Source organism: Streptomyces sp. NPDC002790, from assembly GCF_040295505.1.
Taxonomy (GTDB): Bacteria; Actinomycetota; Actinomycetes; order Streptomycetales; family Streptomycetaceae; genus Streptomyces.
Window position 1 is genome coordinate 16,619 of sequence record NZ_JBEOVM010000087.1, and the last position, 11,262, is coordinate 27,880.

Below are 11,262 nucleotides of genomic sequence, written 5' to 3' on the forward strand. Positions count from 1 at the left end.
TGCCGCGCAGTCGTGGCGGTACGGACCGCAATCGTCCACATCCACGTGGGCGAGGGCGTCAATGCGACGAGGACATCCACGTCCCGTCCCGGTGCTGCTCCGCGTTCGACCAGGCCCTGCGCCCCGGACGCGGACCCGCTGGGCTTGTGCGCACCCCGACGTCGAGCTTCCGCACGGGGACGGCCTGCTGGTGCGGCCGCGCATCGACTTCCAGTACGAGGTCTCGTTCTACTTCGTCGACGACCAGCAGCTGTACGCCCTGTACGCGCCCGATCCGGCGCGCCGCTGGGAGCTGCGCCCGTACGAACCGACGGCCGCGGACCGCGAGTTCGCCCGCTCCTTCGTCGAGTGGAACACGCTCCCGTACGGCATCCAGCGCGTCGACGCCTGCCGCGCTCCGGACGGCGGGCTGCTCCTCGTGGAACTGGAGGACCTCAACCCGTACCTCTCGCTCGACCTGGTCGACGAGGCGACACGGGAGGCGTTCGTGACCGCGATGGAGGCCTCGGTACGGGCTAGCGTCTGAGGCGGAGTCACCACGGCCACGGAAGACACCCCCATGAAGGGGGTACCTCACCCAGGGAGTCCGCTCATGAGCAGCACTGCCCCGTCCGCCGACCGTCCCATCGTCGCCGTGCTCGGCACCGGGACGATTGGCGCGCCCATGGCCCGGAATCTGGCGCGCGCCGGGTTCACCGTGCGGGCCTGGAACCGGACCCGTGCGAAGGCCGAGCCGCTGGCGGCCGACGGCGTGACGGTCGCGGACAGCGCGGCCGACGCGGTGCGGGACGCCGATGTCGTCGTGACCGTCCTGCCCGACGGGCCGCGCACCCTGGACGTCGTCCGGGAGGCCACGCCGAAGCCCGGCACCGTGTGGGTGCAGTCCGGGACCGTGGGCGAGGGCATCGACGAGCTCGCCGAGTACGCGGTCCGTGCCGGTCTCCTGCTGGTCGACGCGCCCGTTCTGGGGACCCGGCAGCCCGCCGAGCAGGGCACGCTGACCGTGCTCGCGGCCGGCGCCGCGACCACGCGCGAAAGCGTCCAGCCGCTCTTCGACGCCATCGGCTCCCGCACGCTGTGGGTCGGCGACGGCGGGCCGGGCGCCGCCAGCCGCCTCAAGCTCGCCCTCAACTCCTGGGTGATCGCGCTGACCACGGGCGTCGGCGAGGCCCTCGCGCTGGCCCGCGGACTCGGCGTGGACGCGGACGACCTGGTGGAGGCCATCACCGGCGGGCCGCTGGACAACGCGTACTTCCAGAACAAGACCGCGGCGATCCGCAGCGGCGACCTCACCCCGAGCTTCTCCGTGGACAACGCGGCGAAGGACGCGGGCCTGGTGCTTGCCGCGGCCGAGCGCGCGGGCATCCGCGTGGACGCGGTGGCGGCCGCCCGCGACCGCTTCCAGCGCGCGTCCGAGCAGGGACACGGGGACGAGGACATGGCCGCCACCTACTTCGCGAGCTTCCCGGACGCCTAACGGACGGCCACTTATGACGGCCTGTTCATGGCGGCCCGTTCATGGCGGCCTGCTCGCGGTGGCCTGAGACGGTGCCCTGCTCACGGCGCCTGTCTCACGGCAGCCCGCTCGCCGGGGCCTGAGCACGGCGTCCTGCCCACGGCGCCTGTCTCACGGCGGACCACTCACGGCGGCCTGAGCACGGGGGCCTGCTCGCGGTGCCCTGCCCACGGCAGCCCACTCACAGCCGACCACTCACAGCGGCCCGCTCGCGGCACCCTGCCCACGGCAGCCCGCTCGCGATGCCCTGCCCACGACGCCCCACTCACGGAGCCTGTCTCACGGCGCCTGTCTCACAGCAGCCCGCTCGCGGCGGTCTCAACCGGTGGTCGGTTCCCGCCACATGGGCCAGATCGCCGGTCCGCCCGGCAGGTCGATCGCCGTGCCGGTGAAGACGAACCCGAGGCGCTCGTACAGCTCCCGGCTGCGCGGGTTGCTGGCCTCCAGGTAGGCGGGCAGCCCCTCGCGGTCGCAGCGCTCGAGCACCGGCGCCATCAGCGCGGTTCCCAGGCCCTGGCCCTGCCGCCCGGGCACGACGCCGATCATCCACAGATAGGCGTGCGCCCGGCCCACGGGATGCGCCCGCATCGTCCACCGGGCTATCTGCTCCACCCGTACGTTGTCGGGGTCGACGGTCGCCCGCACGTGCGCGGGCACGTCCTCGTCGCCCTCGTCCTGCGGCCCGGCCGGCATGTCGATCCACAGCGCGACGGCCGAACCGTCCTCGGCGAGATCCACATATCCGTCCTCGAACGTCGCATCCGCGAACGCCTTCATGAGCCCGGCGTGCCGCTCCCGCCTGTGCTCCTCACCGGGGAACACCCAGCCACTGACCGGGTCGTCCATGAACGCCTCGTCCAGCAGCCGCACCACGAGCTCCCGGTCCGCGTCCCCCGCACGCCTGATGCCCACTCCCATCCGTCCTGCCCTTCGCTCAACCAGCCTGCCCTGCACAGCCGTTGAACTCTAAGCGATCAACCAACCCCCGCACCGGCCCGCCTTGGGCAATCTGCCTTCCCCAAGCTCTCGAACAAGCTCGAGCAGGGGAGACCCCATCGGGCGGCAGGGTGGGCAAGGCGGCACCCCGGTGCGGGCAGCGCTCTCCCCCAGCCCCACCCCGCCGCCCCCCCCTCAAGCCGGGGCACCGCAACCGATCGCGGCACCCCGGCCGACAGGCCTCAGTACCCGCGGCGCGTGACGAACTCCGCCAGGGACAGCAGGCCGTCCGCCGCCTCCGGCACCGGGACCGCCTGCGACAGCCGGTCCACCGCGCGGGACATGTGGTCCGCGGCCTGCGTCTGCGCCCAGTCCCGGCCACCGGCCCGCTCCACGGCCAGCGCGATCGCCTCCAGTTCCGCCACTCCTTCCTTCTTCCGTCCCGGCGGCCCGTACAACGCCGCCAGTTCGTCCGCCGCCACACCGCCGGAGGCGAGCGCGGCGACCACCGGCAGGGACTTCTTGCGTACGGCCAGGTCCGCACAGGCCGGCTTGCCCGTGCGGGCCGGGTCGCCCCAGATCCCGATCACGTCGTCGATCAGCTGGAACGCGAGGCCCGCACAGCGCCCGAACGCGTCGAGCGCCTCGACCTCCTCCTCACCGGCCCCCGCGTACAGCCCGCCCACCGCGCAGGCGCAACCGAGCAGCGCGCCGGTCTTGGCCTCCGCCATGGCCAGCGTCTCCGGCAGGGACACGTCCGCCGGGTCCCGCCCCTCCAGTGCGACGTCGACGGCCTGGCCCTCGCACAGCTCCACCACACAGGCCGCGAGCCGGGCGGCCGCCGCCGAGGCCGCCGGATTCCCCTCGTCGGCGAGCAGGCGCTGTGCCTGGGCCTGTATCGCGTCGCCCGTGAGGATCGCGGCGGCGTCCCCGAACACCGTCCACGCGGTGGCCCGGTGCCTGCGGGTGGCGTCCCGGTCCATCACGTCGTCGTGCAGCAGCGTGAAGTTGTGGGTCAGCTCCACGGCGGCCGCCGCCCGAACCGCCCGCTCGGGCCGCCCGCCGAGGGCCCGCGCCGCGGCCAGCACGAGGGCGGGCCGCACGGCCTTCCCGGCGCTCCCCGTGGCGGGCGTGCCGTCGGCTTGCTCCCAACCGAAGTGGTAGCGGGCGACGCGGCGCATCGATCCCGGCAGGGCCTCCACCGCCCGCCGCAGCTCGGGGTCGACCGCGACCCTGGCCTGCGCGAGGATCGCCGGTGCCTCCTGCCCCTCGGGCCCCCGCGCCTCGTACCCCTGCGCCGCGGCCGCCCCGGTCGCCTCTGCTGCCACGCGCGTCTGCTCTCTCACGGCCGGCTGTGTCATGGACTCACCCCTGACAGGGCGCGGACGGTGGCGGTTCCGCTGCGGGTGGGCGCGTACCTCCTCGGTGTACCCGCCCGGTCGGGCGGGGACACGGCGAGAAGGGCGCGGCCCGTCACCGCCACCTGCCGACCTCGACGTTCTCCAGCACCCCTAGCGCATCGGGCACCAGGACCGCCGCCGAGTAGTACGTCGTCACCAGGTACGAGATGATCGCCTGCTCGCTGATACCCATGAACCGCACGGACAGGCTCGGTTCGATCTCGTCCGGGATGCCGGACTGGCGCAGCCCGATGACGCCCTGGTCCTCCTCTCCCGTACGCATGCAGATGATGGACGTGGTCCGCGCGTCGGAGACCGGGATCTTGTCGCACGGATAGATCGGCACACCGCGCCAGGTCGGGATTCGGCTCCCGCCGACGTCGATGCTCTCGGGGACCAGGCCCCGCTTGTTGAGCTCGCGGCCGAACGCGGCGATCGCCTTCGGGTGCGCGAGGAACAGCTTGGAGCCGCGCCGCCTGCTGAGCAGTTCGTCCATGTCGTCGGGGCCCGGCGCGCCGTCGTGCGGCTGCAGGCGCTGTTCGTACTCGCAGTTGCTGAGCAGGCCGAACTCCCGGTTGTTGACGAGTTCGTGCTCTTGGCGCTCCTTCAACGCCTCGACCGTGAGCCGGAGCTGGTGCTCCGTCTGGTTCATGGGCTGGTTGTAGAGATCGGCCACGCGCGAGTGGATGCGCAGCACGGTCTGGGCGACGCTCAGTTCGTACTCGCGCGGCGCGGATTCGTAGTCGACGAAGGTCCCGGGCAGGACCGCCTCCCCGACGTGACCGGCCGCGAGGTCGATCTGCTTCTCGCCGTACGCGTTGGCCCGCTGCTCGGGGAGCGAGCGCAACCGCTGGAGGTGGTCGCGCAGCGACCCGGCGCGCTCGGCGATCTGCTCGAAGTCGCCGCGCGGCAGCGTGAGGACGGTGCACGCGGTGGCCGCTCGCGCCGTGTACTCCCAGATGCCCTCCGGGTCGAGCAGCGCCTGGTCGCCGAAGTACGCGCCGTCGGCCAGCACTCCGAGCACCGCGTCGTCCCCGTAGGGCCCTGTGCCGACCTTCTCGACGCGGCCGTGTGCGAGCAGGAACACCTCGTCGGCCCGGCTGCCGAACGAGGCGAGCAGCTCGCCGGCCGCGAACTCCCGCTGGGTGCAGCGCTGGGCGAGCTCGGCAAGCACGCCCTCGTCCTCGAAGCCCCGCAGCGCGGGGAGCTCCCCCAACTCGGCGGGGATGACCCTGACATCGTCCCCCGTCTTCACGAACGTGACGCGTCCGTCTCCGACCGAGTAGCTCAACCGTCGGTTGACCCGGTACGCACCACCCTTCACATCCACCCAGGGCAGTGACCGCAGCAGCCAGCGGGAGCTGATCTCCTGCATCTGCGGTGCGGATTTGGTGGTCGTGGCCAGGTTCCGCGCCGCGGACGTACCCAGACTCTTCTGCGGTCCGGGGGTCTGCTCGCGGACCTCTTCGCCTACCGACATGTGCAATGCCCTCCCGATCATGAACTGACCTGCGCGGACAAGCCTTCAGCACGGAGAGCGATCGCACCATTACACAAATGAGGGGGAATGGATGGCGGGCGGGTGGGGCATTGGGCGGGCACTTTCGCACTCTCCCGGCTCATGCTCCGCCGACGGCCGGAACTCGAAGTTCCCGGCGCACGTTGGTCAGGAAACGGTAAAGACGAGAAGGGTGATCAGCATGGCGGGATTCATGGATCGGGCCAAGGAGCAGGCGCAGCGCGGCCTGACGCAGGGCAAGCAGAAGCTGGACGACGTGCAGGCGCAGCGTGCGGGCGCGGATCTGCTCAAGCGACTGGGCTCGGCGTACTACGCGGAGCGCAAGGGCACCGGCAGCCCGCAGGCCACGCAGCAGGCGCTGCAGGCCCTCGAATCGCACATCGCGGCGAACGGGGACGGGGTTCTGCGCGGCTGAGTGCCCGAGGGTGCTTCTGACGGATCCCGCCGGAGCCGCGAGCCCCGGCCGCCGACGCCGCGAACCTTGTGCACGTTATGCGAACAGTAGGTCGCTGCACGGCAGTTCCGGGTAAAAGCGAACCGTACGAGACGGTGCGCAGTCGGCGGCCGTCGCTCCCGTAAAGGAGGCGGCCGTGGCCCCACCCATGTCCGCAAGCAGCTTCATCAAGGCTCTCAAGGACGAGGGTCTGACGGTGGTCGAAGTCGGCGACTGGCGGCATCACAACCGCAATCACATCGGCGACTGGGGCCCGTTGAACGGGGTGATGATCCACCACACCGCCACCTCCGGCAGCGCCGGCACCGTGCGCGTCTGCCGCGAGGGCCATGCGAACCTGCCGGGGCCGCTGTGCCACGGGGTCATCACGAAGGACGGCCGCGTCCACCTGGTCGGCTACGGCCGGGCGAACCACGCGGGCCTGGGCGACGACGACGTGCTGCGCGCGGTGATCGCGGAGAAGGCCCTGCCGCACGACAACGAGGCGAACACGGACGGCAACAGCCGCTTCTACGGCTTCGAGTGCGAGAACCTCGGCGACGGGGACGACCCGTGGCCCGCCGCCCAGTTGGAGGCCATCGAGAAGGCGGCCGCGGCGATCTGCCGCCACCACGACTGGACCGAGCGCTCGGTCATCGGTCACCTGGAGTGGCAGCCGGGGAAGATCGACCCCAAGGGGTTCACGATGGCGTCGATGCGCAAGCGCATCGGGGACCGGCTCAAGTAGCCGCCGACCGCCGCGCGGGCGGGGACCCGGCCGGGTGTCCGACAATGGCCGGGTGTCCCGCCCCATCGGCCCCGGCCTTCGTCCGCGTCTCCCGTCTCCCCTCGTGGAGGCCGGGGACGAGCGCTTCGCGCGCCACGGCGTGCGGCTGCTGCTCAAGCGGGACGACCTGATCCACCCGGACCTGATCGGCAACAAGTGGCGCAAGCTCGCCCGGAACCTCGACGCGGCGGCGGCCCAGGGCCGCGGACTCGTCACCTTCGGAGGCGCGTACTCGAACCATCTGCGGGCCACGGCCGCGGCGGGCCGGCTCCTCGGCCTGCCCACCATCGGCGTCGTCCGCGGCCAGGAACTCGCCGACCGCCCGCTCAACCCGTCCCTGTCCCGCTGCGTGGCCGACGGGATGCGCCTGCACTTCGTCGACAGGTCGACGTACCGACGCAAGACCGATCCCGACGTGCTGGACGGGCTCCTCGACGCCGCCGACGCCGGGGACGCGTACGTGGTGCCCGAGGGCGGCAGCAACTCCCTTGCCGTTCAAGGCTGTACGGACCTCGGCCTGGAGCTGCGCGACCACGCGGATGTCGTCGCGCTCGCCTGCGGCACGGGCGGCACTCTCGCGGGGCTCGCCGCCGGACTCGCCCCCGGCCAGCGCGCCGTGGGCGTCGCCGTCCTCAAGGGCGGATTCCTCAAGGCCGACGTCCGCGCTCTGCAGGAGGCGGCTTTCGGCGGCCCGCGGGGCTCGTGGCGGGTGGAGGACCGGTTCCATTTCGGCGGCTACGCGCGCGTGCCCGAGGAACTCGCGGCGTTCGCCGAGGACTTCGAGGCCCGCCACGGGGTGCCAGTGGAGCACCTCTATGTCGCCAAAGCGCTGTACGCACTTGTCGCTCTCACGCAGGAGGGCGCGTTCCCCCGCGGCACGACGCTCGCGGCGGTGATCACCGGCGCCCCCTTCGAAGGCGCTCAGTCGTCGACCTCGCGATAGGCGGCGGCCTCCTCCAGGTCCAGCTTGCGCAACATCGTCCGCAGCATCTCGTCGTCGATCCGCCGCTCGTCCCGCATCCGTACGAAGACCTCGCGCTCGGCCGCGATCGCCTCCCGCGCGAGTCGGCGGTACGTGTCGTCGGCGGACTCCCCGGTCACCGGGTTGGACTGCCCGAGCCGCTCCCACACCGAGTTGCGGCGGCGCTCCAGAACGGTGCGCAGACGGTCCTGGAGGGGGGTGGGCAGCGTGTTGCGCTCGTCGCGCATCAACTCCTCCACGCGCTCCTCCGCGGCCACGGAGGCGGCGTTCTGCGCCTGCGCCTCGGCGAGCGTCTCGGCCTGCGTGTCCCGGCCGGGCAGCTTGAGGAGCTTGATGAGCGGCGGCAGCGTGAGCCCCTGGACGACGAGCGTCCCGATGACCGTCGTGAAGGTCAGGAAGAGCACCAGGTTGCGCGAGGGGAACGGCTCGCCGTCCTCCGTGACCAGCGGGATGGAGAACGCGATGGCCAGCGACACCACGCCCCGCATGCCGGCCCAGCTCACGACCAGCGGCCGCTTCCAGTCCGTGTCGCTCTCGCGCGCGCGGATGCGCGACGACATGCACAACGGCAGATAGGTGGCCGGATACGACCAGACGAAGCGGATGACGACCACGAAGACGAACACCCCGACCGCGTACCAGACGGCCTGCCACACGCTGTACTCGCCGAGCCCTTCGAGGACGAAGCGCAGTTGGAGGCCGATGAGCGCGAAGACCGACGACTCCAGGATGAACGCGACGACCTTCCACACCGCGGCCTCCTGAAGCCGTGTCTCGAAATCGACCTGCCAGGAGCGGTGCCCCAGGTAGAGCGCCACCGTCACGACGGCGAGCACCCCGGAAGCGCCCACCTGTTCCGCGACCGCGTACGCGACGAAGGGGATCAGCAGGGAGAGCGTGTTCTGCAGCAGCGCTTCCTTGAGGTGCGTGCGCAACCAGTGCAGCGGCACCATCAGCAGCAGCCCCACACCGACCCCGCCGACGGCCGCCACCAGGAACTCCTGGATGCCGCCCGCCCAGCTTGCGCCCTCACCCACCGCCGCGGCGAGCGCCACCTTGTAGGCGGTGATCGCAGTCGCGTCGTTCACGAGGGACTCGCCCTGCAGGATCGTGGTGATCCGGGAGGGCAACCCCACCCGCCGGGCGATCGCCGTGGCGGCCACCGCGTCCGGCGGCGCGATCACCGCCCCGAGGACGAGCGCGGCCGTCAGCGGCAGGTCCGGGATCAGCTCGTACGCGAGCCAGCCCACCGCGAGCGTGGCGAACAGGACGTAGCCCACGGAGAGCAGCGCGACGGGCCGGATGTTCGCCCTCAGGTCGAGGTAGGAGCTCTCCAGGGCGGCGGTGTGCAGCAGCGGAGGCAGGATCAGCGGCAGCACCACATGTGGGTCGAGCACGTACTCCGGGACCCACGGCACGTAGGACGCCATCAGGCCGATGGCGACCAGGAGGAGCGGTGCGGGCACGCGCGTCCTGCGCGCCGCCCCCGCCACAGCCGCACTCGCGGCGACCAGACCCACCAGAGGCAATACGTCCATGACCCGCCTTCCACCGCCCTGCTCCGCCCCACCCGTCGTAACCTGGCCATCATGAACGAGTGCTCGCACGTCGCCGCGTTGCCGCACCCCGAGCCCGCACCTCTGAGCGAGACCTGCTTGGAGTGCCTGGCCGTCGGCAGTCACCCTGTGCAACTACGGCTGTGTCTGGTCTGCGGTCACGTCGGCTGCTGCGACTCGTCGCCGTACAGGCATGCGACGGCTCACCACACCGAGACGGGACATCCGGTGATGCGCACCTTCGAGCCTGGTGAGAGCTGGCGTTGGTGCTTTGTCGACTCGATTCTCGTCTGACCCGGCGGATCCCGGGCCCTTCCGGGGTTCGATCCACTGGCGCCTGGGTACGTCAAACCGGCGCCCGCTCTTTCCAATTGAGCCCGCACACCCTCTAGCCACTGTCCGTACCCGTAGGCTTACTATGAGTGACAGCACTGGGCCGGGGGTCCCCGGGACAGGAAAGTCGGGCGCGCGGTAGCGTCACCGCAGATATATGTGGCGCATCACCCGGGGGACGACACCTCCGGAGCCCGAAAGTGCTTGTACCACCTTGGAGGTGAGGGTGTCCCAGATCGCAGGCGAGCCCGGGAATCAGGACTTCGTGGAAGTCCGGCTGCCGGCTGCGGGTGCCTACCTGTCGGTGCTGCGTACGGCGACGGCCGGCCTCGCAGCGCGTTTGGACTTCACCCTCGACGAGATCGAGGACCTTCGCATCGCTGTCGACGAGGCCTGCGCGATCCTGCTTCAGCAGGCCGTCGCGGGCTCCGTGCTCAGCTGTGTGTTCCGGTTGGTCGACGACTCCTTGGAGGTGACGGTCTCCGCGCCGACGACCGACGGCCGGGCCCCTGAGCGCGACACCTTCGCGTGGACGGTGTTGTCGGCCCTCGCGGGCCAGGTCGACTCCACAGTGGCCGAGGACAAGACCGTCTCCATCAGCCTCTACAAGAAGCGCGGCGCGGGCCCCGGCCCGACGTGAGGAACGGGGACGATCCGGTGCGGGACGACAAGCGCGGCACACGGGATCTCCCGGCCGACGGCACGGGCGGGATGCAGCGGCCGACCACCGGCATCCCCGAGCAGCAGGCCCTGCCGCACCCGGAGGACCCCGTGGACACGGCGGACCCGACGGCCGGCGCGGCACAGGAGGCAGCGCCGACCTCGGGAGCCGGACTTCGCGGGGGCTCAGGGAGATCGGACGCGCGACGGGCGGGATTGATGAGCGACCACGAGCGACACGGTGATCGGCACGACCGACACGATCCACGGGACCGCAGCGCTGCGCGGGCGATGTTCATCGAGCTGCGCACCATGCATGCCGACAGCCCGGAGTACGCCGAGCTGCGCAATCAGCTCGTGCGCATGCATCTGCCACTGGTCGAGCACCTGGCGCGCCGCTTCCGCAATCGCGGCGAGCCGCTGGACGACCTCACCCAGGTCGCGACGATCGGCCTCATCAAGTCGGTCGACCGCTTCGACCCCGAGCGGGGCGTGGAGTTCTCCACGTACGCGACGCCGACGGTCGTCGGCGAGATCAAGCGGCACTTCCGCGACAAGGGCTGGGCCGTGCGCGTACCGCGCCGTCTCCAGGAGCTGCGTCTGGCCCTGACGACGGCGACCGCCGAGCTGTCCCAGCTGAACGGCCGCTCCCCCACGGTCCACGAGCTGGCCGAGAAGCTGGGCATCTCCGAGGAGGAGGTCCTGGAGGGCCTGGAGTCGGCCAACGCGTACTCCACGCTGTCCCTGGACGTCCCGGACACGGACGACGAGTCCCCGGCGGTCGCGGACACGCTGGGCTCCGAGGACGAGGCGCTGGAGGGCGTCGAGTACCGCGAGTCCCTCAAGCCGCTCCTGGAGGACCTGCCGCCGCGCGAGAAGCGCATCCTGCTGCTGCGGTTCTTCGGGAACATGACGCAGTCGCAGATCGCCCAGGAGGTCGGCATCTCCCAGATGCACGTCTCCCGTCTGCTGGCCCGCACGCTGGCCCAGCTCCGGGACAGGCTCCTCGTCGAGGAGTGACCCACGTACGCACACGGGAAGGCGCCCTACGCGGATCCGCGGGGGGGGCCCGGCCCGGTGGGGGGTGGGGGGTGGGGGGGAAGGCGGGGGAACCCCCCGACGGGGGGCCCCCCCGCCCGG

The 11,262-nt window shown here is 71.6% G+C and carries 11 protein-coding genes and 1 pseudogene; 8 read left to right on the top strand and 4 right to left on the bottom strand.

What is annotated here, in order from left to right:
* Positions 1-166: 166 nt before the first annotated feature.
* Positions 167-526, top strand: a pseudogene (locus ABT004_RS27870) (hypothetical protein); the annotation flags it as partial.
* A 66-nt stretch (positions 527-592) separates the two neighbouring features.
* Positions 593-1,477 carry an NAD(P)-dependent oxidoreductase gene (locus ABT004_RS27875; protein ID WP_351342164.1) on the top strand — a complete coding sequence of 295 codons (885 nt, stop codon included), beginning with the start codon at positions 593-595 and terminating at the stop codon, positions 1,475-1,477.
* Positions 1,478-1,834: 357 nt separating this feature from the next.
* Here ABT004_RS27875 and ABT004_RS27880 read toward each other — a convergent pair whose 3' ends face one another.
* The 3 genes from ABT004_RS27880 to ABT004_RS27890 all read right to left on the bottom strand — a co-directional run bounded on the left by ABT004_RS27880 (position 1,835) and on the right by ABT004_RS27890 (position 5,332).
* Positions 1,835-2,434 (bottom strand): GNAT family N-acetyltransferase, encoded by a 600-nt coding sequence (locus tag ABT004_RS27880; protein ID WP_351342166.1) that lies wholly within the window; start codon positions 2,432-2,434, stop codon positions 1,835-1,837.
* A 260-nt stretch (positions 2,435-2,694) separates the two neighbouring features.
* A complete protein-coding gene (locus tag ABT004_RS27885) occupies positions 2,695-3,813 on the bottom strand; it encodes a family 2 encapsulin nanocompartment cargo protein polyprenyl transferase (protein ID WP_451190598.1) in 1,119 nt (372 codons plus the stop codon).
* Positions 3,814-3,925: 112 nt separating this feature from the next.
* Positions 3,926-5,332: a family 2B encapsulin nanocompartment shell protein gene (locus tag ABT004_RS27890; RefSeq protein ID WP_351342168.1), complete on the bottom strand. Its 1,407-nt coding sequence runs from the start codon at positions 5,330-5,332 to the stop codon at positions 3,926-3,928.
* A 220-nt stretch (positions 5,333-5,552) separates the two neighbouring features.
* Between ABT004_RS27890 and ABT004_RS27895 the strand changes: the two genes are divergently transcribed.
* The 3 genes from ABT004_RS27895 (at position 5,553) to ABT004_RS27905 (ending at position 7,534) form a co-directional block, all read left to right on the top strand.
* A complete protein-coding gene (locus ABT004_RS27895) occupies positions 5,553-5,786 on the top strand; it encodes a hypothetical protein (protein ID WP_351342170.1) in 234 nt (77 codons plus the stop codon).
* A gap of 175 nt (positions 5,787-5,961) precedes the next feature.
* Positions 5,962-6,552, top strand: coding sequence for an N-acetylmuramoyl-L-alanine amidase (locus tag ABT004_RS27900; RefSeq protein WP_351342172.1), 591 nt, complete (start codon positions 5,962-5,964; stop codon positions 6,550-6,552).
* A 52-nt stretch (positions 6,553-6,604) separates the two neighbouring features.
* Positions 6,605-7,534 (top strand): 1-aminocyclopropane-1-carboxylate deaminase/D-cysteine desulfhydrase, encoded by a 930-nt coding sequence (locus ABT004_RS27905; protein ID WP_351342174.1) that lies wholly within the window; start codon positions 6,605-6,607, stop codon positions 7,532-7,534.
* Here ABT004_RS27905 and ABT004_RS27910 read toward each other — a convergent pair.
* Positions 7,513-9,111, bottom strand: a complete 1,599-nt coding sequence (locus ABT004_RS27910) for a Na+/H+ antiporter (RefSeq protein WP_351342176.1) — start codon at positions 9,109-9,111, stop codon at positions 7,513-7,515. The two genes, ABT004_RS27905 and ABT004_RS27910, sit on opposite strands and share 22 nt — an antisense overlap.
* A gap of 51 nt (positions 9,112-9,162) precedes the next feature.
* Here ABT004_RS27910 and ABT004_RS27915 point away from each other — a divergent pair, with 51 nt between their 5' ends.
* The 3 genes from ABT004_RS27915 (at position 9,163) to ABT004_RS27925 (ending at position 11,142) form a co-directional block, all read left to right on the top strand.
* Complete coding sequence (locus ABT004_RS27915) at positions 9,163-9,423, top strand: UBP-type zinc finger domain-containing protein (protein WP_351342178.1); 261 nt, start codon at positions 9,163-9,165, stop codon at positions 9,421-9,423.
* 265 nt (positions 9,424-9,688) lie between these two features.
* On the top strand, positions 9,689-10,102 hold the full coding sequence (locus ABT004_RS27920) for an ATP-binding protein (RefSeq protein WP_351342180.1): 414 nt from the start codon (positions 9,689-9,691) through the stop codon (positions 10,100-10,102).
* Entirely contained in the window at positions 10,099-11,142 is a 1,044-nt protein-coding gene (locus ABT004_RS27925; RefSeq protein ID WP_351342181.1) for an RNA polymerase sigma factor SigF, read from the top strand. Before ABT004_RS27920 ends, ABT004_RS27925 begins: the two co-directional genes overlap by 4 nt.
* Positions 11,143-11,262: the final 120 nt, after the last annotated feature.